Genomic DNA, 23729 nt, shown 5'->3' with positions numbered 1-23729 from the left:
CGGGTGGGTGGTCCACCGGGGTGGACCCCACCGGCCGGGCGGACTCATCGGTCCGCGCGTGGCGCGAGGTGTGTGGCGAGGAACCGGTCGGCGGCCTCGAACATGGTCGCCAGGTTCTCCGGGTTGACGATGGCGTGCCCCTCGTCGTCGAAGACCAGGTAGTCGACGTCCACCCCGCGTCCGCGCAGCGCCGCCACGAGGTTGTCGGACTCGGCGCGCACCACACGGACGTCGTTCGCCCCCTGCACCACCATCAGCGGGGTGCGGATGTCCTCGACCCGGCTGATCGGCGAGCGCGCCAGCATGTCGGCCTCCTGGGCCGGGTCGGCCGGGTCGCCGACGTAGCGGAACCAGTTGTTGACCAGCCCGGGCCGGGTGAAATCCGGCACGGTGCGCAGGAAGTCCGCCAGGTTGGAGATGCCGACGTACTCGACGGCGGCGGCGAACCGGTCCGGAGTGAACGCGACCCCGACCAGGGTCGCGTAGCCGCCGTAGGAGCCGCCGAACATCGCGACCCGCTCCGGGTCGGCGTGGCCGCGGGCGACGGCCCAGTCGACGGCGTCGATGAGGTCGTCGTGCATGGCGCCGGCGAACTCCCCGACCGCGGCCTCCATGTGGGCCCGGCCGAAACCGTAGGACCCCCGGAACTGCGGCTGCAGCACCGCGTAGCCGCGGTTCGCCCACAGCTGCACGCTCGCGTCGAAGCCCCACCAGTCCCGCGCCCACGGTCCGCCGTGCGGCATCAGCACCAGCGGCAGCCGCTCGGGCGCCACACCGACCGGCAGCGTCAGGTAGGCGAGCATCTCCCGGCCGTCGCGGGCGGTGATCGTGACCGGCTCCACCGGCGCGAGCTGCCCCGGGTCGAGGTCGGCGCGCTGGCGGAACAGCAGCCGCGACTCCCCCGTGGCGCGGTCGTGGAACCAGGTCTGCGGGTCGCGGTCGTGGACGAACGTCGCCACCCACCGACGGCCCTCGACGTCACCGGAGACCGCGCTCAGGTCGCCGTCGCACAGGTCGCGCAACGCGGCGAGCACCTCGGCGAAGTCCGGGTCGACGGCCCGGATCTCCTGCCGCGCACCGAGGTAGCGGACCCCGAGCAGCTCGCCGGTGCCGCGGTGGCGGATCAGCGCCGACGGCAGGCTGGGGAAGATCTGGGCCCGGATGTCGATGTCGTGCTCGGGGTGGCGGTCGACCTCGGTGACCTCGCCGGTGGTGGTGTCGAGCCGGCCGAGGTGCAGCCGGTCGCCGTCGCCGTAGGTGCCGATCCAGATGCCGGTGCCGTCCGGGGTCGGCTCGTAGGGGTACACGCCGATCGGGTAAGCGTCACCGTCGAAGGTCGCGACCAGCTCCTCGCCGCGCCACACCTGCGCGACACCGTCCGCGGTGAGGGTCTCGCGCAGCAGCTCGTCGCCGACGAGGGTCCAGCCGTCGCCACCGCCGGGGCTCTGCGCGAGCACCGTCATCTCCCCGGTCGCGACGTCCAGCTCGCACAGGTCGAACTCGACGGGGTTGCGGGCGTTGCTCTGCAGCAGCAGCTTCCCGGGGCGTTCCGGGCGCTGCTCGACGCCGAACGTCGTCGCCCCCTCGAACGGGGTGAGGTCGACCGCGGGTGCCTCCGGCGCGGTCAGGTCGACGCGGAACACGTGCCAGTTCTCGTCGCCGCCGGTGTCCTGCAGGTAGAGCAGGTAGCGCGGGTCGTCGGTCCAGTGGTAGCGGAGCACGGTGCGGGTCTCGTCGGCGGTGACGCAACGCTCGCCACCGCCGTCCACGTCGGACACCCACACGTTCAGGCGCCCCTTCCACGGGGCCAGGAAGGCGATGCGGGTGCCGTCCGGGGAGAGCGTGGCCGCGGTGCGGTCGGGCATCCGCAGCAGGTCGCGGGCGGGGATCCGGTCGGGCAGGGCCATGGTGTCCTCCGAGGTCGGGGTGGTGGTCACAGTGCGGTCCAGATCGTCTCGGCGTCGACGACGCGGTGGCGGCGCCAGGTGAGCGCGCGCTCGGCCGCGGCGACGACACCGGCGACCAGCAGGCCCGTGTTGAGCCAGCCGGGAAGGGTGATCGGCGAGGTGAAGGTCCCGAACCGTGCGGCGACGGCGTCGATGCCGGTGAGCAGCTCCAGTGCCACCGGGACGGCCAGGACGAGGTTGACCAGCAGCACGGCGACGGCGACCGCCGCGATCGTGCGGCTCACCGCGGGTGAGCGGCGGGCGAGGCGCGCGCGGCGGTACTCCAGGGTCCCGGGCACCGGGGGCAGCCTGCGCTCCCCGCCGTCGTCGGTGACCAGGTGCATCCGGGTGACGCCGTAGAGGCCGGCGTCGACCTCGATCCGGCCGCCCGGCACCGGCAGCGACGCCGGCATCTCCGCCCGCGCGACCTGCTCGCCGTCGCGGTAGAGGCGGGCATCCCAGTCGCGGGACATGTCGACCTCGACGGTCCAGACGGCGTCGCGGCCGTCGGCGCCGGGCCGGGTGGTCGCGTACAGCGCGCGGTGCAGGATCTCGTGGCGGCGCAGCGGCCGCAGCCGCCGGCTCACCGTGCACCCGCCGGCACCGGCGGGGCGGCGGCGTCGGCCGCACCCGGCTCGCCGAGGTCACGGAACGCGGGCGCCGCCAGCGCGACGAGCGCGGTGCCGACCGCGACCGCGGCGAGTGCGATCCCGGCCGCGCCGAGGCCGGAGGTCGAGGCCAGCGCCGCGACCGGCGCCGCGGTCAGTGCCGGCGCGGCGAGCAGCAGGGTGTTCTGCGCGCCCAGGACCCGGCCACGCAGGGCGTCCGGGGTGGCCTCGATCGTCAGTACCCCGAGCACCGCGCCGACCGGGGCGTTGGTGAACCCGACGAGCGCGGCGGCACCGAGCACGAGCCACGGTGAGGCGAGGCTCCCGACCAGCGCGAACCCGACGCCGAAGCCGAGCATCCCGAACACGAACCAGGTCCGGCGCCGCACCCGGTTCACCAGCGCCGCGTACAGCACGGAGCCGGCCAGCCCGCCCGCGGCGAGTGCGCTGAGCGTCAGCCCGGCGAGCGCGGGCAGCTCCAGAGCCGTGAAATACGCCGGCATCAGCGTCGTCTGCAAGGCCGCGATGACTGCGACCAGCACCGCCGACACCAGCGTCGCCCCGAGGACCAGCCGTTGCCCGGCCAGGAACACCCACGACTCCGCGAGATCCCGCACGGCCCTGCGCACCGCACCCCCCGGAGCGGTGCGCAGCACCCCCTCGACCCGACCGGCCCGCGGGTCGAGCAGTGCCGCGGTCAGCGCCGCGAGCAGGCTCGTCGCCGCGGTCACCACGAGCACCGTCGACGCCGGGCCGGCGAACGCGACCAGCAGGCCGCCGACCGCCGGACCGGCCAGCAGCAGGACGTTGGCCAGGTTCTCCCGCAGCGCGACGAGCCGGTCGAGACGGCCCGGTCGCGGGTCGAGCCGGACCAGTGCCGGGAGCAGGACCTCCTGCGCGGTCATCGCGGGCACCCGCACGACCGCGACCAGCACACCGAGCACCAGGAAGGCGGTCATGCCCAGCCCCCACAGCGCGTCGACGACCGGCAGTGCCGCGACCACCGCGGCCCCGAGCACCCCGGCGACGACGGTGACCAGCCTGCGGTCGACCCGGTCGACCCGGTCGACCACCAGGCCCGACACCAGCCCGGTCAGCGCGGACGCCGTCGTCGTCACCGTCGCCAGCACGCCCGCGGCCAGCACGTCCCCGGTGCGCTGCAGGACCAGCAGCGGCAGGACCGCCGCCATGATCCCGCCACCGAGCAGGGTCAGCCCGTAGGCGGTGAGCCACAGTGCCGGGCTGCGTCGCAGCGCCCTCACCGGACGAGGGCCTTCGTGCTGCGGCGGAACGCCCAGACGACCACCAGCGCGGCCAGCACGGTCAGCGGGGTGCCCATGGCGACCCGGGCGACGCCCAACCCGCCGGTGGACTCGGCGACGTAGAGCCACTGCTGGATCCCGAACCGCGCGCCGAACACCAGCGCGGCGGCTGCCGTGGCGAGGTCGTGGGCGCGCAGGACCGCGGGCGTCGAGCGCCAGGGGTGCGTACCGCCGTGCATCGCGTTCCAGATCACGCCGGTGAGCGGCCTGCGGGCCAGCAGCGAGCCGGCGGTGACGACGAACCCGGCCAGCGCGGCCCAGATGCCGATCGCGAAGAAGTCGCGCGCCGACCCGGTCCAGGCGACGACCCCGGCCGCCAACGCGACGCCCAGCAGGCTGCCGACCGCCGAGCTGAACCTCTCCCCCTGCAGCAGCCGGTATCCGAACAGGGCCAGACCGGTCGCGACGGCGATGCCGATGGTCAGCGGCAGGGACAGGAAGGCGTTCGCCGTCACGAACACGATCACCGGGATCGTCGAGTAGACGAACCCCGCGGTCCCGCCCATCTGGTCGAGCAGGCTCGGGGTGGCGCGGTCGCGGGTCTCGTCCTGCTGCGGCTCGGTCATGGTCATGCCGTCCTCCCTCGTCGTGGTGTGCTGTGACGAGGGAAGTCCGTGCCGCAGCGGCACACTCAAGCCGAAGACGCTGTCGTGTGGTCCAGGTCACTGCCGGCTTGACCATGCCGCGACGGCACGGTGTGGGCTCCTCACCATGACGTGGAGCACCCGGGAGGTCGCCGAGCTGGCCGGCACGAGCCTGCGGGCGGTGCGGCACTACCACCAGGTGGGGCTGCTGGCCGAGCCCGAACGACGATCCAACGGGTACAAGCAGTACGGGGTCGATCACCTCGTGCGGCTGCTGCGCATCAAGCGGCTGGCCGATCTCGGGTTCTCGCTGCCGCAGATCGCGGACACCCTCGACGAGGGCGACCACCCCGAGCAGGCGCTGCGCACGCTCGACGCCGAGCTCGCCGCCACGATCGAACGGCTGCAGCGGGCCCGCCTCGAGCTCGCCACCATCATCGACCGCCGGGCTCCGGCGGACCTGCTGGTGGCCATGGCGCCGGCGCAGGCGGCCGCGCTGACCGAGTCCGACCGGTCGGTGGTGCTGCTCATGAGCCGGTTCATGGGGCCGCGCAAGCTGACCGCCTACGGCGAGCTGCTGCGTGACCTGCCGGCCGACCCGACCGACGGCGAGTTCGACCACCTGCCCGCCGACGCCGACGAGGAAGCCCGCGCCGACCTCGCCGAACGGATGGCGCCGTACATGCGGCGAATCCAGGAGGCCCATCCGGACCTGGCCGGCCCGGACGACGACGCCCCGCGCGGCGCGCGGGTCCTCGCGGAGACGACGAGCGCAGCGATGCGGGAGCTCTACAACCCGGCCCAGGTGGACGTCCTCGTCCGCCTCTCGGCACTGCTGCGGGCCACCGACTGACCACCCGTTCACGGAGAGGACGACCGATGTTCGAACACAAGGTGCTGAAGTACAAGCTCGGCTGGAAGGGCTTCGACTATCCCGGCATGGAGCAGGAGCTCAACGAGCTCGGCTCCCAGGGATGGGAGACGGTCGGGACGATTGTGCCCGCGGTCGGGGCGGGGCAGACCATCGAGATCGGGGTGATCCTCAAGCGGGCACGGGGGTGACCCGGACGGGCCACGCCGCGTCGATCGGCGCGCAGCGGGTACCCGCAGGCGTGCCCGACTCCGCGCGTCGCCCCGACGCCACCCGTTCGACCTCGACCCGCGCTTCGGCGCGGCGCTGCTGCCGTTCGGGGTGGGCGATCCGTCCGACGCCACGTCGACCTCGACGACGACGGCCTGCGGGGCCGCTTCGGGTTCTTCTCGCTCGCCACACCGGTCCGGAACCTGGCGGGTGCCCAGCTCACCGGCCCGTTCCGCGCGGTGAAGGCACTCGGCGCGCGGCTGTCGCTCGCCGACCGGGGCGTGACGTTCGGCAGCGCCACCGAGCGGGGTGTGTGCATCCGGTTCCACCGCCCCGTCCCGGCGCTCGACCCGTTCGGCACCCTGCGACACCCCGGGATCACCGTGACCATCGCCGACCCGGAACGGCTGGTGGCGGCGGTGGAGCGCTACGCGGAGCGGACCCGGCTGACCACGGCACGGCGCACGGAACCGACCTGTCGGGCGGCCGCGTCCCCGACGGGGTGCGGGTGCGGACCCGGCGTGCGTCCTGGCCGCCGCGCCCCGTCCGGTGAGCTGATCATTGCCCACCACTTAGCGTCGCGTTAGGCCGAGCTGCCGAATGCTGCCGCCGTGCTCTCAACAGATCATGACTCCCGGACGGCACGGATCTTCGCAGCGGTACCGCTGCTGCTGGCCGCGGCGGCGGGCGCCCTGGACGGTGCCTCGTTCACGGCGTTCCACGACGTGGTCGTCAGCGCCATGACCGGCAGCTTCGTGGCGCTCGGCCGGGGGCTGGGGTCGGCCCCGGCGCTCGCTCCCGCGGCCTGGGCGCTGGGCGGCTACGTGATGGGCCTGGTCGCCGGCACCGTGACGGCCGGTCTGGCCGAGCGGAGGCTGCCGGCCCGGGGCGCCGTCGGGGTCACGCTCGGCCTGGAGCTCGCGGTCCTGTCCGCGTTCGGCCTCGCGTGGCTGCTCGGCGGGCCCGGGCACACCTTCCCCGTCGAGCCGATGATCGGGACGGCGACCCTGGCCATGGGCCTGCAGGGGGCGGCGCTGCGCCGGGTCGGCCCGGCCGGCACCCCCACCAACTACTTCACCGGGGTCGTCACGAACTGGGTGTCGGGCATGGTCGACCCGGCCGGGCGCAGCTGGAACCCCGGAGCCGGCGCCCGCATCGCGGTCTTCGTCGTCGCCGTCGCGGCGACGGGCTCGCTGCACCAGGTCCTCCCGGTCGGGGTCGTCGCGGTGCCGATGACCCTGGTCGCGGCCGCGACGGCACTCGCCGCGGCCGCGGCGCGCTCCCGGCGACCGGTCGGGCTGCGCCCGGACGACCGCCCCGCGGACCGTGCCCGGTCGATGGTGGCCACGGGCAGGGCGTGAACGTGGACGGTGACGGAATCGTCCCCGTCGGGCAGTCTGTCCCTGGTGGCCGCAACGGCGCGGCCGCGCCGAGGACCGGGGGCCACATGACGACCGAACGCGCACGATTCCTGCCCACCGAGCAGGGCGCACAGGCCCCCAACGCCGGCCGGGTGCTGGCGCTGCTGTTCGCCGCCAACACGTTCAACTTCTACGACCGGGCCGTCCCGGCGATCGTCGCCGAGCCGATCAAGCTGGAGTTCGGGCTCTCCGACCTGCAGATCGGCGTCCTGGCGGCGGCGTTCACCGTCGTCTACGCGGTCTGCGGGCTCCCCCTCGGGCGGCTCGCCGACCACCGCTCGCGGGCCCGGATCATGGGCTGGGGCATCGTGGCGTGGAGCCTGCTGACCGCCGCGAGCGGCGCGGCCTGGAACTACGCCTCCCTGCTGCTGATGCGCGTCGGCGTCGGTGTCGGCGAGGCCAGCTACGCGCCCGCCGCGAACTCGACGATCGCCGACCTCTACCCGGCGGGGAAGCGGGCGCGGGCGTTCGGGCTGTTCCAGCTCGGGCTGCCGGTCGGACTCGTCCTCGCCTACTTCTCGGTCGGCGCGATCGCCGAGGCGTTCGGGACGTGGCGGGCGCCGTTCGTGCTGGCCGCGATCCCGGGGCTGCTGATCGCGGCCGGGTTCTTCCTGGTGCGCGAGCCCCGCCGCGGCGCGTCCGAACCGGCGTCGAGGACCGCGGCCGCGGCGGCGTCGGCCTCCACGCCGCCGCCGACGCCGGGCGACCGGCCGTTCCGCCGGGTCCTGGCCGTCCCGACCATGTGGTTCCTGATCATCGCCGGGATCGGCGCGAACCTCGCCTCGTACTCGGTCAACACCTTCACCGTGCCGCTGTTCCAGCGCTACTTCGGGGCGTCCCTGACCGGGGCGGCGGTGCTCACCGGCGTCGTCGTCGGCGTGACGGGGCTGGTCGGGCTGCTCGTCGGCGGCTGGGTCTCCGACCGGGCCGCCCGCCGTTCGACGGGTGCTCGGGTGCTGGTCGGTGCGGTGGCGACGCTGGTGTCGGTCCCGCTGACCTGGTTCGCGCTGTCCGTGGGGCCGGAGGCAACGGGCACGTTCGTCGTGCTGTTCGGCGCCGGGTGGCTGCTGCAGTACCTCTACTACACCTCGGCCTACCCGGCCGTCGCCGACGTCGTCGGGCCACGGCTGCGGTCGACGGCGACGGCGGTGTTCTTCGCGGCCTTCTACCTGCTCGGCGGCGCCGTCGGGCCGGTGATCGCCGGCGCGCTGTCGGACGCGTTCGCCGCGGACGCGCTCGCCGCGGGCGCGAGCCCGGCCGAGGCCGCGGCGAACGGGCTGCGACAGGCCCTCGCGGTGATCGTGCCGCTGTCGATGGCGATCGCGTCGGTGGGGCTGTTCCTCGCGGCGCGCTCGGTGCGCCGGGACAACGAGCGGATGACCGCGGCCGCCGGCTGACCGGGAGCTCAGCCCGGCAGCCGGGTCCAGTCGCGGTCGTCGACGTCGGTGCCGAACGCGTCGAGGGTCACCGTGGTCGAGTCCTGCCGCTGCTCGGGGAGCCGGATCCGGCGCACGTGGGCGCCGTCGAGCCACACCTCGCCCGGCTCGCCGTCGGCGGTGGTGACGGTCAGCCGTCGCCACCGCTCGCCGCGGTCGGGGACGACGCCGTGGTCGACGGCACCGGTCACCTCGGCGAGCCGGTCGAACGCCGCGAGCGGGGTGACGATCCGGCCGGGGTCGGTGAGGCCCAGCGTGTCGAGCCTGCGACCCGGCCGCCCGCTCCAGACCTGGTCCTCGATCTGCAGGAACGCGATGTGGTCGTGGCCCGCCATGGCGCGGCGCCGGGCGAGGTCGAGGATGCCGCGGGTCACGACCTGCCGGGGCACCCGGCGCAGGACGGCCCGGGCCAGGGCCGGCAGCGGGCGCAGTCGTCGCGGGAGCGCCTCCCCCATGGCGCGGGTCCCCGACAGGTCCATCAGCAGGGTGGCGCGGGCGGTACCGGCCTCGACCGTGCGGCCGATGGCGTCGCTCAGGCGGACCATGGCCGGGCACTCGGTCGTCATCGTGGGGCCTTTCGCAGGTGGCTCGGGGACGTCTCCGAGCCTGCCCGTCGGCGCACTCCGGCGAATCGGTCCACAGGACGATTCGCGCCTCCACCGCAGGGAGGAGGCGGGGTCCGGACGGCAGCGCCGCGTCAGCCCGCGTCGAGGGCCGCGGTGAGCCGAGCCAGCACCGGGGCGGCGACGGCGAGCGCCGCGCGGTCGGCCGGGGCGAGCCGGCCCAGCGCCACACCGAGCAGGGTCTCGGCCGCCGCGTCGTAGCGCCCCAGTGCCTCGGTCGCCCGCGGCGCGACGGCGACGAGCACGGTGCGCCGGTCGGCACCGTCGCGTCGCTGCACGAACTGGTCGGCGGTGAGCGTCCGCAACAGGTTGCTGACGGTGGAGCGGGCCAGGCGCAGCCTCGCGGCCAGCTCGCTCGGGGCCAGTGGCCCGGCCGCGGCCAGCGTGCGGAGCAGCTCGGTCTGCGCTTCGGAGAGATCCGGCAGGTCGGCGTCGGTCCTGGCGCGGCGCAGCAGGGTCCGCCGCAGCGGACCGAGCTCATGGACGAGCAGCGCAGCGGTCGTCACAGGCACAGTGTCGCACGTCGCATTGCCACAGAACAGTTTTGGAGCAGAACTATCCACATGGACGAGAACGATCTGACCGCCGTCGTCGGCCACCGGTACATCTACAACCATCGACTACCGGATCCACAGCGGCCACGTCGGCGGGCGCTGGGTGAAGGACCAGGAGGTGGACCTGGTCCGGCTCGACGAGGGCGTCTACAAGGTGTCCTGGAACGAGCGGACCGGCACCTCGGTCGTCGTCTGCGTGATGCCGGTCCGCCGGCGTCTGCACGGCACCATCTTCTTCCCGCGCTGGGTCGCCGACGACGGCAGGGAGACCGTCTGCTTCCAGAACGCGCACCTCGACCGCATGCGCGAGCTGCGCGACGCCGGGCCGACCTACCCCATCGAGACGATCCCGGAGTTCGCCGAGATCACGCTGTTCGAACACGTCGGCGTCGACGACGAGTCGGTCATCGCCGTCGGCCCGGAAGAGCTGCCCGCCGGCTTCGCCGACCGGAGGAACTAGCCTGCGCTCCGTGCAGTTCGCCGAGGCCGAGGCCACCTACCGCGCCCTCGTCGAGGACCTGCTGGCCGGCCGGGCCACCGTCGCCGACGCCGTCACCCGGTTCGCCGGGCCGCTGCGGGCGGCCTGGGTCGACGACCGCGCCGACGACGAGGTCGAGGGCCTGGCCTGGGCCGCGGGCGGTGCGGTGGCCACCGCAGCGACCGACCCGGCGCACCACGAGCTGCTCGCCGAGCTGCTCGCCGCGGTCCGGGCGCTCGGACCGCTCGTCCGCGCACCCGGTGGCCAGGCCTGCACGGTGTGGGGGCTGACGGTGTTCACCGACCTGCCCTGCGTCGGCGCGCAGCTGCGTGAGGCCCTCGACGTCCACCCGACCGCGGCACCGGCGCTGTTCGAGTTCGCCGATCGGCTCGACCGAGCCGGGACCCTGGACTTCTCCGGCTGGGCCGGCTGGGCCGACGGGGTCACCGAAGGCCGATGACCCTGAGCGCGGCCGGGCCGGGCGGGCACCGCCCGGCGCCGACGGGCACCGCCGAGCGCGCCACGCGGTCCCCGTCCCTCCGCAGGGTGCACCCCGACGGGCGAGCGTGTATGCCCTTGACCTGACGCCAACGCATCGGAGGAGCCCGTGGAGTTCGACATGCTGGTCGAGGTGCCGAAGGGCAGTCGCAACAAGTACGAGGTGGACCACGAGTCCGGGCGCATCCGGCTCGACCGCACCCTGTTCACCGCCACCCAGTACCCGGGCGACTACGGCTTCGTCGAGGACACGCTCGGAGAGGACGGTGACCCCCTCGACGCACTCCTCGTCACCACCGGCGAGCCGTTGTTCCCCGGCGTCCTCGTGCTCGTGCGCACCATCGGCATGTTCCGGATGACCGACGAGGCGGGTGGCGACGACAAACTCCTCTGCGTCCCGGCCCACGACCCGCGGCTGGAGAACCTGCGCGACATCCACCACCTGCCCGAGTTCCACCGCCGGGAGATCCAGCACTTCTTCGAGATCTACAAGGACCTGGAGCCGGGCAAGAGCGTGGAGGGCGCCGACTGGGCGAACCGGGCGGCGGCCGAGGCCGAGCTGGAGGAATCACGGAAGCGGTTCCGGGAGGCCGGACACTGACCGCGGCACCACCCGCCGGGGTCGCCGGTCAGCGCCGGGCGACGCAGGACACCGCGGAGTAACCGCTCCCGGCCGTCTCCTCGGAGATGACGGCACCGTCGACGAGGATCCGGCACGAGATCTCGCCGTCCCCGCCGGAGGCGATCACCGAGTACTCGGCGGGCTCGTCCGAGGCCGTGACGGCCCGCCGCCAGGGCAGCGGGACCTCGGAGGCCTGGCCGACCGACGACCCACCGCCGAAGGTGATCATCCGTGACGTGCCGGAGCCGTTCACCTCGAAGGTGACCTCACCCGGCGCGCCACCGGCGGCGTCGGGAGCCGGCGCGCCGTGGGATGCGGTGTCCGCCGCCGGGGTGTCGGCGGCCGGGACGACGCCGGGCTGGCCGCCACCGGTCGACGTCCCGAACGCGACCGAACCCTCCCGCCACGCGGCCGGGGTCTGGTCCCCGGTGCCGCCGAACACGGCGAACCCGATCGGCACGACCGCGGCGGCTGCCGCGGCGACGCCGACGACCCACGGCCATCGGCGTCGACGGGGCTCCGCCCGCACCGCACGTCGGCGTCCGCGCCGCGGCGGGTCCTCCGGGCGGTCGTCGGGCTCCACCCCGATGTCGTCGGTGTCGGAGCCGGGGCCGGCGCCACGGTCGAGGTCGGTGTCGAGGTCGCGCGGGTCGTACCCGAGGTCGTGCGGGTCGGCCGGCCGGGCCTCGACAGGCGGCAGTCCGCGCGCGTCCCACGCCGTCTCCGGGGCCCGGTCGACGGGCCGGGGGCGGGCGGCACGGAGGTCGGGTCCCGGTCCGGTATCCGGACCACCGTCCCACACGTCCAGGTCGTCGCGGGGGCCGGCGGTCGCGAACCCGCCGAGGCCGTACCGACTCCCGTCGCGGTCCTCGGCCCGCCGTCGGCCGCCGTGGCGGGGACGGCCGCTGTGGTCGTGCCCGGGCGGGGACACGACCGCCGGCGGCCGGCGCACCGGGTGTGGCCGGGGCCGCACCGTCGCGCTCGGACGCGCTCCTTCGGCGTACTGGTCCTCGGCGTACTGGTCCTCGGGGTAGGGCTCCTCGGTCGGCGATCCCCCGGGAGTCCGGTCGGACGAGGGCACGCCCGGTCCGGCGCTCTCCGGTGCACGGCGACGCCCGCGCCGGGTACCGTGGTCGATCCGACCCGCTCCTCGCCGGGCGAGATCGTCACGCTCCGTCATCGGCCGGGGGCGGTCCCGCGGCCCGGCCGATCGGCGCCCGGGCTCCCGTGCGGTCGGGAAGACGATGCCGGCGACGAGGTCCTCGGGCGAGAGATCCCGGGCCGGGCGCTCGGGATCGCCGTCCGACCGGTCCATCACCTCGACCGACCGGCGTCGTCCGCGGCGGGCCACCGGGGACGACTCGTCCCCGAGCACCCAGCGACCCGGGTCCGGGTCCCATCTCGGTCCTGACACGACGCCCCCCTTACGGTAGCCGTGTCGATTCAACGAATCGGAGGCGCACCGGTTACGGACCGCGGTCGCCATCACCCCGTTCGGCCCCACCACCGCGGGGGTCCTCCCGTTCGGCGAGCCGGACGAGCGTGGCCCAGAACTCGTCGCCCCTCGGGCTGGAGGTGGGGACGAGCAACACCCGGCGGACGGCGTCGGCGTCCGCGGGCCGGGCCGCCCGCAGCGAGCGCAGGCCCGGTTCGGTGACGACGACCCGACGCCGCCGGTCGGTGTCGGTGTCGCGGTCGACCAGCCCCCGTTCGACCATCCGTCCCAGGTGGCGCGACAGCCGCGCCCGCTGCCATCCGAGCATGTCCCCGAGCTCCTGCTGGGCCATCCGTCCGCCCCCGTGCTCGACGACCCGCGACAGCACCGAGAAGTCCGCGACCGACAACCAAGGCCGACATCCTGGTGGCCGCCGTCACCCGGCTGCACGAGTGGCTCGCGCTGGAAACGACGCGCGCACTACGCACCCCCGGCCCGGACGAAGCGGTCCTCGGCCTGCTCGTCGCGGGCTACGTGCGCGTCGCGCTCGAGGCAACCGACCTGCTCGCCGTCCGGCTGACCGAACGGCTCTACCTCCCCGACGCCGCCCGCGAGCGCATCGACCGCATCCAGGCCGACGAGGTGGCGGAGTGGCAGCGATGGCTCTCGGCGGCCCGCCCCGACCTGCCCGACGCCGACGCCGGTCAGGACCGCGAGGACGATCGTCGACGACTGCGCACGGATCCCCCACCTCCGGCGCTACCCCGTGGCGCCGGGCGAGCTGACGGGCGCCGCCCTCGCCGCGCTCGGTCTTCCCCCTCCCACCGAGCACCGGGCTAGGTGTACCCGGCCATCAGGTTGGTGACAGGCGGCTGAGCGGGGGTCGTCCTCCGAGCGCACTGTGACCCCGTCGAGTGTTGTAGTGCTCGATCCACGGGGCAAGCGCGGCAGCGCGTTGGGCGTTGCTGGTGAAGACCTGCCGGTATGCCCATTCGGTGGCCAGGGTGCGGTTAAGGCGTTCGACCTTGCCGTTCTGCCAGGGGCAGTGCGGCTTGATGAACACCTGCTTGGCCTCGAGCTCGGCGACGACGCCACGCAACGAATGCTGGTACGCCCAGGCATTGTCGGTCATGATCCGCTCGATCCTGGTGATTCCGTGGGCGGCGAAGTAGCCGGCGGCCCGGCGTAGGAACCCGGCGCAGGTGCGGCCCTTCTCGTCGGGTAGGACCTCGGAGTAGGCCAACCTGGAGTGGTCGTCGACCAGCGAGTGGATGTAGTCGAACCCGAGTCGGGTGGCGCGGTCGCGGGTGTGTTCGCGGGCGGCCCGGCCGTGCGCGCGCCACCCGCCGCCGTCAGGGATGCGGCCCAGTTTCTTGACGTCCATGTGCACCAGCTCGCCGGGACGGTCACGCTCGTAGCGGACCGCGGTGGTCTTACTGGCTCGGATCACGGTCCCGGTGACCGGGTCGAGTTGACGCAGGTAGGGCACCCGATGGCGGCGCAGGATCCTCGATACCGTCCGAGCCGGGACCGCCAGTTGGGGGCCGATCCGGTCCTGACCCTGACGCTGCTGCGCACGCAGAGCCAGCACCCGATCCGCGACCGTGGCAGGGGTCCGAGTCGTGCACCGATGCGGTCGCGACGAGCGCTCAACCAGTCCAGCCAGACCATGGGCGCGGAAGCGGGCGACCCAGCGATGTGCGCACTGACGCGAGATACCCAGCTCGGCCGCGACGTGTGCACACGGCCTGCCCTGATCGACGACCCGCTCAACAAGCACACGACGACCGTGCACGGTCAAGCGGGCATTACGGTGGGACACGAGAGCCTCCGCGGTGGTGTGGGTCCTAGACAAGCCACACCCCACCCGGAGGCTCTCCCTTGTTCAAACACCCTGACTACGTGTCGAACCGAAACCTCCGTCACCAACGTCCTGGCCGAGTACACCTAGTACTCCAGCCGCACTTCGTGATGTGGGTCTGCGCTAGGCTTTGATCTTGTGCAGGTGGAGGAGGACCTAGAGGCGTGGGCCGGCGGCCTGGACGGGTTGTTCGGGCTGGTGGCGGGGCGGTTCTTCCGGACGGAGCCGCGGCGTCGGGCGCGGGCGTATGTGCGTGGATTGTTGGCGCCGTTGGCCGGGAAGAACGGGTGGACGCTGGCCGAGGTCGCCGGTGACACGACGCCGGACGGGATGCAGCGGCTGCTCAACTCGGCGGCTTGGGACGCCGACGGGGTCCGCGACGACCTGCGGGACTACGTCACAGAACACCTCGGCGAGCCCGGCGGGGTGCTGATCGTCGACGAGACCGGGTTCCTGAAGAAGGGGGCCAAGTCGGCCGGGGTGCAGCGCCAGTACTCCGGCACTGCGGGCCGGGTGGAGAACTGCCAGCTCGGGGTGTTCTGCGCCTATGCCAGCGGCAGGGGCCGCACGTTGATCGATCGTGAGCTTTACCTGCCCAGGTCGTGGACCGGTGATCGGGAACGTTGCCGGGCTGCGGCGGTGCCCGACGAGGTCGAGTTCGCCACCAAGACCGTGCTGGCCAAGCAGATGCTCGGCCGGGCCCTCGACGCTGGTGTCCCGGCGTCGTGGGTGGCTGCGGACGAGGCCTACGGTCAGGACTACAAGTTCCGCTCCTGGTGCGAGAAGCGCCGGATCGGCTACGTCGTCGCCGTGCCCCGCAGTCAGTCGATCCCGCTCTCGCTCGAGGCTGACATCGCCGGGCTGGCCGGGTCACGACGCGCCGACGACCTGGTCGCTCGCGCGCCGGAGCAGGCGTGGAAGCGCCGCTCGGCGGGGGACGGGGCGAAGGGTGAGCGGCTCTACGACTGGGCCGTGGCCAGCCTGTCTCCGCCACCGGAGGCGCCCGCCGGGTGGGGGCGCTGGCTGCTGGTGCGCCGTCAGATCCTCACCGACACCCAGATCGCCGCCGGTGACGAGCCGGAGTTGGCCTACTACCTGTGCGCAGGCCCGCCCGGCACCAGTGACGACGACCTCATCCGGGTCGCCGGCGCCCGGTGGGCGATCGAGGAGTGCTTCCAGACCGCGAAGAACGAGGTCGGGCTCGACCAGTACCAGGTGCGGCGTTACGACGCCTGGTACCGCCACATCACCCTGGCCATGCTCGCCCACGCCTACCTCTCGGTCACCGCGGCGATCGCCCCAAAAGACCTGGCAGCGGGCTCATCCCGCTCACCCTCGCCGAGATCCGACGTCTCCTGGCATCTCTGATCCACATCCCCGCCCGCACCGTGGGCTGGGCCTGGTCGACCTGGCGTCGCCGTCACCAACACCGAGCCCGCGAAAGCCACTACCGACGACGAAGACAGCCCAGCTAACGAAGTGCGGCTGGAGTACTAGGGCGTGTCTCCTCACCCGCCCGGCCGCTGATCACCGTCGGGTGGTCGAGGTCCCCTGGCACACCGAACCCGCCGGAGCCGCGACGGGGCCCGCGGCGACCGTGCCTCTCCCCCACGGCCGGCTGCGCCGTGCGCATCTCGCCGACGGGCCGGCTGCGCGCGAGGTGAACGCACGCCGTGGGCCAGGCGGCGCTATCGGCGACCGGGTGCCGGTGTGGACGCCGCGTCGGGTGTGGACGCCGCGGCCGACAGCGCCGCGGTGGCCGCCGTCGCATAGGCCGCGGCAGCCGGGATCTGGTCCACCCCGAACACGACGTGCCCGACGGCCGCGTGCTCGCCGACGGCGGCGGCGACCGCGGCCACGTCACCGCTGCCGAAGCCGCCGCACAGCTCGATCAGCGTGACGTGTTCGTCGCGAACGAGGCCGGCGGCGACGGCGGGGGCGTCCGCCGTCGAGGCGACGGCGACGATCAGCGAGCGCTGCCCCCCGGAGTCGAGGACGAGGCGGTCACGCGCGGGATCGGCGCCGGGGTGCTCGAACAGGTAGGCCCAACAGACCGTCGAGGTGCTCATGCGGTGAGCTTCGGGGCTGAACCCGACTTCAGGTCAAGACCTGGTCGGAATCCCCACCGACGCGGTGTCCGCGCTCGCCGGAAAACCGCTCCCGGGCGGCCGTGGCAGTCCGGTAGTTGTGCGGCATGAGTCTCGTCGAACAGTGGCCCACACCGGAGCTGATCCAGGCGGCAGTGGACCGGTTCACCACCCGGATGCCCGGCTGGACCCCGACGGCCGCCTACGGAGTCGCGTTCGTCCCGACGGACGACGGCACCGGGTGGTCGTTTCCGGTGGTCAACGTCGGCTGGCTGCACCGCCTCCCCGCGCTGGTCCTCGGGATCGTCACCGGCCGACGGACAGGCACGGGAACCTACGACCTGACGCCCGCCGATCTGCAGAGCGCGGTGGATCTCCTGGCCCCGGCCGAGGCCGCGCTCATGTACCGACACCCGAACCTCGCCGCGTGGCGAGCGATGCTCGGGGGGCATCGCGGCAGGTCAGGACGGGCGGATAGTGGTGGTGTTCGTCGATTCGCTCGACGACGAGCCGAGCAGCCCGTTCGACGCCGTGTTCCGCGCGCAGATCGCCCGGGGCGAGTGCTCGGAGCTGCACGTGTGACCGGTCGGCCACTCGCCCCGGGGCTCCCGTAGCGTCGCCGCAGTGCCTCGTTCCGAGCCGTCGGGTCGTCCGCCGGAGGCTGGGTCGAGCGACTCGCTGGCCCTGACGTTGACCTCGGTGTTCAACTCCGTCGCCGGTCTGCTGGGGTTCCTGATCGCGGCATGGGTGATGCCGCAGGAGGAGGTCGGGCGGGCGACGGAGTTCGTCTCGGCCATGCAGCTGATCGGCGGCGCGGCCCAGCTCAACCTCGGCATCGGCATCATGAGGTGGCTGCCAGGGGCGGGTCGGAAGTCCGTGCGGCTGGTGTTCGGCAGCCTGTTGCTGATCATGCCGTTGTCCGGTCTGGCCGGTCTGGTCTACGGGCTGCTCGTCCCGCGAGTGGCGTTGGTCGCCGCCGGCGAGGGTCCCTTCGGGTTCGGTCTGTTGCTGCTGGTGCTCGGCTGCGCCGGGTGGGGTGTGTTCGTGGTGCACGACTTCGTCATGGTCGCCGTCGGCCGGCCCTGGCTGGCGGTGTGGCGCAGCGGGACCTTCGCCGTCGCCCGGATCGGCCTGCTCGCCGCGCTCGGCGCGGGCCTGGCGTCGCAGGGCATGGTGCTGTCGTGGGTGATCCCGGTCGTGGTGTGGATCGGGGCCGGCACGATCGTGCTGTGGTTCCTGGTCCGCCGGTTCGCCGCCACGGGCGGACCCGGCACTCTCCCCAGCCGGGCCACCATGGCGGGGTTCCTCGCTCCGACCGCCGTCGCCCAGCTCGGGGCGGTGCTGCTCTACAACCAGATCCCGCTGCTGGCGAACTTCCGGATGGGCAACACCATCGGCGCGGTCTTCTTCATCGCCTGGCAGGCCACCGTCGTCGTCGACACCGCCGCGGTGTTCTTCACGAACTCCCTCGCCGTGCAGACCGCGCGCGAACCCCACCGCGCCGTCGAGCTCGCCCGCCACACGCGGCGCCGCATGCTGGTGCTGTTCATCCCGCTCCTCGTCCTGGGTGCGGCCCTGGGCTGGCCGGTGCTGCGGGTCCTGGGGCCCGGCTACACCGTCGGCGCTCCGATCATCGCCGCGCTCATGGTCGGTGTGCTGTTCCGGCTCGTCGTGGTGTTCGAGCTGGCCCGCCGCCAGGCCGGCGGCGACGGCGTCGGCTACGCCCGCCTGTCACTGCTCAACTGCGGTCTGGTCGTCGCGATCGCCGCGCTCACCCCGTTGCCCGACCCGGCGACGACATATCCCGCGTTGGTCATGCTGCCGTTCGTCCTCGGCTACGTCGCCGTCCAGGCCGTCTTCGCCGCCGTCCTGACCGTCACCGAACGTAGACGTCCCTTGCACGGTTCGTCGCCGCGATCACCTCAATAGTCGCCTGCGGGCCTGCGACCACCACCGGTGTCGTCCTGCGACGTCAGAGGGTCTGCCCGCGCCGCCTCGGGCGACCGGTCTTCGCCATGTCGTGACGCGAGGATGCGAGCCCGGAGACGCGCGCAGGCTCACGGCCCCGCGGGTCCCGGCACAGTCCGTCCAGCGGGAGGGTGACGACGCCGTCGGCCTCGTAGCGCCATCCGGGACGCACGGCGGCGACGATGCCAGTCGGCGGCGACGAGGCATCCGGACCGGTCAGTCCCTAGGCTTCCTATCCCTCGCATAACGATCGGAGCGTGGGTGAAGCGCACAGCTGGTGATCGACGAGTGGCGTCCACCAAGGTGGTGTGCGACCGGTCCTGGTGAGGGCACTGGCGTAGAGGTGTAGGGCGGCCACCGCGTGATCTTCTGGAGACCTTCCACAGTGCTTCAGGAGTTCCACGCGATGACCGCACCCTCCAGTATCGACCCCACCGAGTTCCTGCACGAGCAGCTGGCCCAGGCGAGCCCGGATCTGCTGCGCCAGATGTTGACCACGTTCATCAACACGCTGATGTCCGCCGATGCCGACTCGGTGTGCGGCGCCGCAAGGGGCGAGCGTTCCGACGCTCGCACGAACATCCGCAACGGCTACCGGCACCGCGACTTCGACACCCGCGCCGGCACGATCGACGTCGCGATCCCCAAGCTGCGCAACGGCTCCTACTTCCCGCACTGGTTGTTGGAGCGTCGCCGCCGGGCGGAGCGGGCCCTGACCACGGTGGTCGCGACCTGCTACCTGCTCGGGGTCTCGACGCGGCGGATGGAGAAACTCGTCGACTCCCTCGGCATCACCAGATTGTCCACGTCGCAGGTCTCAGAGATGACCCGAGACCTCGACGGCCAAGTCGAGCAGTTCCGGACGCGTCCGCTCGACCAAGGCCCCTACACCTTCGTCGCCGCCGACGCGCTCGTGCTCAAAGTCCGCGAGGGCGGCCGGGTCATGAATGTCCACGCCCTGCTCGCCACCGGAGTGAACGCCGACGGGCACCGGGAGATCCTCGGCCCGCACGTCACCTCCGCCGAAGACGGCGCAGGCCGGCTGGGGTTCTTCCGCGACCTCACCGCCCGTGGCCTGTCCGGGGTCCGGCTGGTGACCTCCGACGCCCACGCCGGCTTGGTGTCGGCGATCGGGGCGACCCTGCCCGGCACGGCCTGGCACAGGTGCAGGACGCACTACGCGGCGAACCTGATGGCCGCGACACCGAAAGCCAGCTGGCCGTGAGTGCGGGCGCTGGTGCACTCGGTCCACGACCAGCCCGACGCCGCGAGCGTTCACGCCCGGTTCGACCGGGTCCTCGACGGCGTGGCCGACAAGCTGCCGAAGGTGTCCGAGCACCTCGACGCCGCCCGGGTCGACGTCCTGGCCTTCACCTCGTTCCCGAAGGAGGTCTGGCGCCAGATCTGGTCGAACAACCCGAGCGAGCGACTCAACCGCGAGATCCGCCGCCGCACCGACGTCGTCGGGATCTTCCCGGACCGCGACTCCCTGACCCGCCTGGTCGGCGCCGTTCTGGCCGAACAGCACGACGAATGGGCCGAGGGGACGGCGCTACCTCGGCCTCGACGTCCTGGCCCGCGCCCGCGTCACCGCCGTCCCCGACACCACATCCAGCAGCGAGGAGGTGACCTCGACCAACACCACGCCAGCGGACTTGACCACGTCCGATTGAGACGGCCGACGAGGTGCTCCGGTGGCCGAGTCAGTCAGCCGCGGCCCGCCGTCACCCATCGGATACGGCACATGACATCGACCTGGGCGGGGTTGTAGAGCTCGGTCTTCGCCGCCTCGATCGACCGGCGCGCGAATGTCGCCCCGTACGGCGAACCGGCGTGCATCGCCGCCAGCTCCGGCCGGGCGGCGTGCAGGCTTCGCACGTAGGGCACCATCACGTCGGTGACCTCACGCCGGGCCTGTTCGTCCGCGTCGGAGGGCAAGTCGTCGAACGACCCAATGGCCGGAGCCGATGGCGGGTCCCGCACGAAGTCGGCGTAGGCCCGGCGGGGGCCCGGTCCCAGCACCCGGGACATGACCACCACGAACGAGCGGTCGGCGCTGCTCATCCCTTGTGTGACCGGCGGGGAGGCGAACTCGGGCGTCAGCTCGGGCGGCGTGCCGTCACGCATCATCTCCCGCAGATCCTCGCGGGCCCGGCGGAGCCGAGCGATGGTGTCGGCCAGCTCGGCGTCGAGCGCGCGGACGGCCGCGACCGACCCGTCGCCGGGGCCGTCGAGGTCGGCGATCCGAGCCAACGAGAAGCCGAGCCCGGCCAGGCGTCGGATCTGCAGCAAGCGCGTCAGATGCCCTCCGTCGTAGCGCTTGTGGCCGTTGGGCATGCGGGTCGGCGGGTCCAACAGACCGATTGCGTTGTAGTGCCGCACCGCGCGCGGACTGACCCCGCACATAGCAGCGACCTCGCGGATGCTCCACACCACGTGCGTCCTCCCCCTCTCTCCAGCGACTGCACACCGTGCCGTTGCGGCACCCTCAAGGCCGGAACCGGGCCCGCGTGGTGCGGATCACTCCGCTCCGGCTGGACCATGCCGTTACATCCAGTTGTCTGATCCCAGCATGCTCTCCTCCCGTCCGGCACCGTCCTGGGTGGCGGCCGCGGCCCTGCCGCTGCTCCTCGTTGTGGGCGCGTGCGCACCGGCCGCGCCGGCTTCCCCGGCCGCGGCACCGCCGCCTCCCGACCTCGCCCGGTTCTACGACCAGGAGCTCAGGTTCGGTTCCTGTGACGGCTATGCGACCACTGCGGCCGACGAGGCGGTCTTCGCCTCTCGCCCCGATGTGGAGTGCACACGCCTGGAGGTACCGCTGGACTACGCCGACCCCGGGGGCCCGACCGGCCGGGTCGCCATGCTGCGTGTCCCCGCACGGGGTGAGTCGCAGGGCTCGTTGCTCGTGAACTCGGGCGGCCCGGGCGGCGCCGGCATGGGGTTCGCCGTGAGCACGGCCGCCGCACTCGCGACGAGTGCGGTGACCGAGAGCTTCGACATCGTTGGATTCGATCCGCGGGGGGTTGGCGCCACCGCCCCCGCAGTCGAGTGCTTCACGCCGGGGCAGTACCGCGAGGGCGACACCACGACCGAGTTCATCTTCTCCGCGGGCACCTGGACCCCGGACGACGCGCGCCGGCTCACCGAGCAGTGCGCCGAACGGTCCGGCGGGGAGGGAGTGCTGGCGAGCGTCGGCACCCGGGACACGGTCCGGGACATGGACGTGCTGCGAGCCGCGCTCGGCCGGGAACGGCTCGACTTCCTCGGCCAGAGCTACGGCACCAGGATGGGTGCGCTGTATGCCGAGACGTTCCCGCAGAACGTGCGCACCATGGTGCTCGACGGCGCCGTCGATCCCCGCGCCGGCAACGAGCGTCGTCTGGCCCAGTACACCGGATTCCAGCAGTCCTTCGACCGCATGGCCGCGGACTGCGCCACGAGCCCCGACTGCCCGCTCGGCACGGATCCCGCGCGGGCGACCGAACGGTTCCAGCAGATCGTCCGCCCCCTGCTCGACCACCCGGTGCCCTACGGGGACGGCCGACAGTTCACCTACACCGACACGGTGAACGCCACGATCGCCGCGCTCTACTCGCCCGCATCGTGGCCGGCGATCCCGCGCGGGCTCACCGAGCTACAGGACGGCGATCCCAGCCGGCTCGTACGGCTGATCGAGCTCTTCGCCGGACGCGAACCGGACGGCCGAGGCGCGAACCTGACCAGCGCAAATCTGGCGATCACCTGTATGGACGAGCAGCGCATGACCCCGGAGCAGACCGCGGACCTCCGGGCCCGCATCTACGCGATGGCCCCGTTCGCCGATCCGGGCCGAGGCACGGACGGCGCGCTGGACGCCTGCACGGCCTGGCCCACTGCGCCGAAGGCGACCTACCCGCTGCCGGAACGCATCGAGGGACTGGCACCGACGCTGACCATCTCACTGACCCGAGACCCCACCACCCCCTACGACGGGGCCGTCCGGATGTCCGAGATGCTCGACGGCAGCCTGCTCACCGTCGACGGTGACGGGCACACCATCGCCGCCTCCGGCACGAACCCATGCGTGAACCAGGTCGTCGCCGACTACCTGCAGACCGGCAGGCCCCCGGCCGACGATGTCCGCTGCGCGACCTGAGCCCGGCACTTCAGACCCCGGCCCCCCCCCGGGTTCCGCCGCACCGACGCTGCAGGCCCGAGCGACACGAGCTCCCGGGATAAGCCCGCCGAGCTGGAGGGGCGAGGCGTGCTTGGAGCACGCGTCGCCGGGTGACGATCGGCCACACCGCACCGTCGCGGCCGGGCACGTAGTGGCGACGCGTACCGCCGCAGCCGCTCGACACTCAACCTTGTGTCAAGATAGACTTGACAGCGTGAAGGAGAACCTGACGACAGTCGCGGGCGAGCTTCGATCTCGCATCGACGCCCTGCTGGCGGCCCGCGTCCTGACCGCGGACGGCGACCGGGCCGCCTCCATCGCCCGTGCCCTCGAGGTCCGGTCCGCCGCCGAGGACATCGTGCGGGTCGTCGTCCACGAGGCCCGAGAGACGGGCGCGACGTGGCAGAGCATCGGCGACGCACTCGGCGTGACCCGGCAGGCGGCCTTCCAGCGCTACGGCAGACCGCTCGACCCCAGGACAGGAGAACCCATGAACACCGATCCACTCCCCGAGGCCGCCGACCTGGCCGTCACGACGGTCGAGGACCTCGCCACCGGACGCTTCTCACAGGTCGTCGGCCGTTTTGACACGACGATGCGCGAGGGTCTGTCCGAGGAGTCACTCGCCGCGGCGTGGTCGCAGATCCTCGGACTGTCGGGCACGTACGAGACGCACGGCGTGCCCGAGATCGCCCGCGCGGGCGACGTGACCGTCACCGACACCCAACTCTGCATGGAGGCGGGCGACTACACCGCCCGGATCAGCTACCGCGACGACCGCAGCATCGCCGGGCTGTTCATCCTCCCGAAGGACACCCCATGACCACGATCCCGGCCGGCGGACACACCGAGCGGCTCGACCTACGGTCGATCATCGTCTTCGTCGTCCTGGCCTTCGGGGCGGCCTGGCTCGTTGCGCTACCGCTCTGGCTCGGCGACGGTCTGAGCGATCCCGCGTTCACCCCGACGGCCGTGCTCGTGATGGCGACCCCGTCGATCGCAGCCGTGCTCGTGGTGTTCTTCGTGGAACGGCCTGCGGACCGGGTGCG

Annotated in this window: 24 protein-coding genes and 1 pseudogene; 14 read left to right on the top strand and 11 right to left on the bottom strand. The window is 73.0% G+C overall.

Features of this window, described 5'->3' with window-relative positions; translation table 11 throughout:
- Nucleotides 1-44: 44 nt before the first annotated feature.
- Genes XF36_RS06435 through XF36_RS06420 form a run of 4 tightly spaced genes read right to left on the bottom strand, consistent with a single transcriptional unit; the run spans nucleotide 45 to nucleotide 4448 of the window.
- On the bottom strand, nucleotides 45-1937 hold the full coding sequence (locus XF36_RS06435; protein ID WP_238589152.1) for a S9 family peptidase: 1893 nt from the start codon (nucleotides 1935-1937) through the stop codon (nucleotides 45-47).
- Nucleotides 1934-2533, bottom strand: a complete 600-nt coding sequence (locus tag XF36_RS06430) for a hypothetical protein (RefSeq protein ID WP_060711283.1) — start codon at nucleotides 2531-2533, stop codon at nucleotides 1934-1936. The genes XF36_RS06435 and XF36_RS06430 overlap by 4 nt, the downstream gene beginning before the upstream one ends.
- The gene (locus XF36_RS06425; protein ID WP_082375767.1) at nucleotides 2530-3852 is read right to left on the bottom strand and encodes an MFS transporter; all 1323 of its coding nucleotides are present in this window, start codon (nucleotides 3850-3852) and stop codon (nucleotides 2530-2532) included. Before XF36_RS06425 ends, XF36_RS06430 begins: the two co-directional genes overlap by 4 nt.
- Nucleotides 3813-4448: a DUF3159 domain-containing protein gene (locus XF36_RS06420; RefSeq protein WP_238589150.1), complete on the bottom strand. Its 636-nt coding sequence runs from the start codon at nucleotides 4446-4448 to the stop codon at nucleotides 3813-3815. The genes XF36_RS06425 and XF36_RS06420 overlap by 40 nt, the downstream gene beginning before the upstream one ends.
- A 139-nt stretch (nucleotides 4449-4587) precedes the next feature.
- Between XF36_RS06420 and XF36_RS06415 the strand changes: the two genes are divergently transcribed.
- From XF36_RS06415 to XF36_RS06395, 5 genes are all read left to right on the top strand, one after another.
- Entirely contained in the window at nucleotides 4588-5313 is a 726-nt protein-coding gene (locus XF36_RS06415) for a MerR family transcriptional regulator (protein ID WP_060711282.1), read from the top strand.
- Between the two features lie 26 nt (nucleotides 5314-5339).
- Nucleotides 5340-5522, top strand: coding sequence for a DUF4177 domain-containing protein (locus tag XF36_RS06410; RefSeq protein ID WP_020623321.1), 183 nt, complete (start codon nucleotides 5340-5342; stop codon nucleotides 5520-5522).
- 258 nt (nucleotides 5523-5780) lie between these two features.
- The gene (locus XF36_RS06405) at nucleotides 5781-6128 is read left to right on the top strand and encodes a hypothetical protein (RefSeq protein ID WP_060711281.1); all 348 of its coding nucleotides are present in this window, start codon (nucleotides 5781-5783) and stop codon (nucleotides 6126-6128) included.
- A 24-nt stretch (nucleotides 6129-6152) separates the two neighbouring features.
- On the top strand, nucleotides 6153-6902 hold the full coding sequence (locus tag XF36_RS06400) for a DUF1275 family protein (protein WP_060711280.1): 750 nt from the start codon (nucleotides 6153-6155) through the stop codon (nucleotides 6900-6902).
- Nucleotides 6903-6988: 86 nt separating this feature from the next.
- Nucleotides 6989-8359, top strand: a complete 1371-nt coding sequence (locus tag XF36_RS06395; RefSeq protein ID WP_060711279.1) for a spinster family MFS transporter — start codon at nucleotides 6989-6991, stop codon at nucleotides 8357-8359.
- An 8-nt stretch (nucleotides 8360-8367) separates the two neighbouring features.
- Here XF36_RS06395 and XF36_RS06390 read toward each other — a convergent pair whose 3' ends face one another.
- Both XF36_RS06390 and XF36_RS06385 read right to left on the bottom strand, forming a co-directional pair.
- The gene (locus XF36_RS06390) at nucleotides 8368-8964 is read right to left on the bottom strand and encodes a hypothetical protein (protein ID WP_064485382.1); all 597 of its coding nucleotides are present in this window, start codon (nucleotides 8962-8964) and stop codon (nucleotides 8368-8370) included.
- A 131-nt stretch (nucleotides 8965-9095) separates the two neighbouring features.
- Complete coding sequence (locus XF36_RS06385) at nucleotides 9096-9527, bottom strand: MarR family transcriptional regulator (RefSeq protein ID WP_060711277.1); 432 nt, start codon at nucleotides 9525-9527, stop codon at nucleotides 9096-9098.
- Nucleotides 9528-9678: 151 nt separating this feature from the next.
- Here XF36_RS06385 and XF36_RS06380 point away from each other — a divergent pair, with 151 nt between their 5' ends.
- From XF36_RS06380 to XF36_RS06370, 3 genes are all read left to right on the top strand, one after another.
- Nucleotides 9679-10035, top strand: coding sequence for a phenolic acid decarboxylase (locus tag XF36_RS06380; RefSeq protein WP_238589149.1), 357 nt, complete (start codon nucleotides 9679-9681; stop codon nucleotides 10033-10035).
- A 10-nt stretch (nucleotides 10036-10045) separates the two neighbouring features.
- The gene (locus XF36_RS06375; RefSeq protein WP_060711276.1) at nucleotides 10046-10513 is read left to right on the top strand and encodes a hypothetical protein; all 468 of its coding nucleotides are present in this window, start codon (nucleotides 10046-10048) and stop codon (nucleotides 10511-10513) included.
- 147 nt (nucleotides 10514-10660) lie between these two features.
- Nucleotides 10661-11152, top strand: coding sequence for an inorganic diphosphatase (locus XF36_RS06370; RefSeq protein ID WP_060711275.1), 492 nt, complete (start codon nucleotides 10661-10663; stop codon nucleotides 11150-11152).
- 28 nt (nucleotides 11153-11180) lie between these two features.
- On the opposite strand, the gene XF36_RS06365 is transcribed toward XF36_RS06370, so the two are convergent.
- Nucleotides 11181-12254 carry an MmpS family transport accessory protein gene (locus XF36_RS06365; RefSeq protein ID WP_168169466.1) on the bottom strand — a complete coding sequence of 358 codons (1074 nt, stop codon included), beginning with the start codon at nucleotides 12252-12254 and terminating at the stop codon, nucleotides 11181-11183.
- 385 nt (nucleotides 12255-12639) lie between these two features.
- Nucleotides 12640-13017 carry a helix-turn-helix transcriptional regulator gene (locus XF36_RS06360; protein WP_060711273.1) on the bottom strand — a complete coding sequence of 126 codons (378 nt, stop codon included), beginning with the start codon at nucleotides 13015-13017 and terminating at the stop codon, nucleotides 12640-12642.
- Nucleotides 13018-13034: 17 nt separating this feature from the next.
- Here XF36_RS06360 and XF36_RS06355 point away from each other — a divergent pair, with 17 nt between their 5' ends.
- Entirely contained in the window at nucleotides 13035-13448 is a 414-nt protein-coding gene (locus tag XF36_RS06355) for a hypothetical protein (RefSeq protein WP_060711272.1), read from the top strand.
- A 13-nt stretch (nucleotides 13449-13461) separates the two neighbouring features.
- On the opposite strand, the gene XF36_RS06350 is transcribed toward XF36_RS06355, so the two are convergent.
- Entirely contained in the window at nucleotides 13462-14430 is a 969-nt protein-coding gene (locus XF36_RS06350; protein ID WP_060714464.1) for an IS481 family transposase, read from the bottom strand.
- A gap of 183 nt (nucleotides 14431-14613) precedes the next feature.
- Between XF36_RS06350 and XF36_RS06345 the strand changes: the two genes are divergently transcribed.
- On the top strand, nucleotides 14614-15837 hold the full coding sequence (locus XF36_RS06345; protein WP_082375744.1) for an IS701 family transposase: 1224 nt from the start codon (nucleotides 14614-14616) through the stop codon (nucleotides 15835-15837).
- 320 nt (nucleotides 15838-16157) lie between these two features.
- Here the strand turns inward: XF36_RS06345 and XF36_RS06340 are convergent, their stop codons facing one another.
- Nucleotides 16158-16538: a DUF6506 family protein gene (locus XF36_RS06340; RefSeq protein WP_064485381.1), complete on the bottom strand. Its 381-nt coding sequence runs from the start codon at nucleotides 16536-16538 to the stop codon at nucleotides 16158-16160.
- Nucleotides 16539-17180: 642 nt separating this feature from the next.
- Here XF36_RS06340 and XF36_RS06335 point away from each other — a divergent pair.
- Nucleotides 17181-18485 carry a lipopolysaccharide biosynthesis protein gene (locus tag XF36_RS06335; RefSeq protein ID WP_145981283.1) on the top strand — a complete coding sequence of 435 codons (1305 nt, stop codon included), beginning with the start codon at nucleotides 17181-17183 and terminating at the stop codon, nucleotides 18483-18485.
- 445 nt (nucleotides 18486-18930) lie between these two features.
- Nucleotides 18931-20197 (top strand): annotated as a pseudogene (locus tag XF36_RS06330) (IS256 family transposase).
- 34 nt (nucleotides 20198-20231) lie between these two features.
- On the opposite strand, the gene XF36_RS06325 reads toward XF36_RS06330, so the two are convergent.
- Entirely contained in the window at nucleotides 20232-20960 is a 729-nt protein-coding gene (locus XF36_RS06325; protein WP_060711270.1) for a MerR family transcriptional regulator, read from the bottom strand.
- 136 nt (nucleotides 20961-21096) lie between these two features.
- On the opposite strand from XF36_RS06325, the gene XF36_RS06320 reads away from it, so the two are divergent.
- A complete protein-coding gene (locus XF36_RS06320) occupies nucleotides 21097-22659 on the top strand; it encodes an alpha/beta hydrolase (RefSeq protein WP_060711269.1) in 1563 nt (520 codons plus the stop codon).
- A gap of 235 nt (nucleotides 22660-22894) precedes the next feature.
- The gene (locus XF36_RS06315) at nucleotides 22895-23503 is read left to right on the top strand and encodes a DUF3887 domain-containing protein (protein WP_238589148.1); all 609 of its coding nucleotides are present in this window, start codon (nucleotides 22895-22897) and stop codon (nucleotides 23501-23503) included.
- The last annotated feature ends 226 nt before the right edge of the window (nucleotides 23504-23729 follow it).

The sequence above is a fragment of the Pseudonocardia sp. HH130629-09 genome (genome assembly GCF_001294645.1).
Lineage (GTDB): Bacteria > Actinomycetota > Actinomycetes > Mycobacteriales > Pseudonocardiaceae > Pseudonocardia.
The sequence above is the reverse complement of the archived record's forward strand: the minus strand, read 5'-3'. Positions and strand labels throughout refer to the sequence as shown.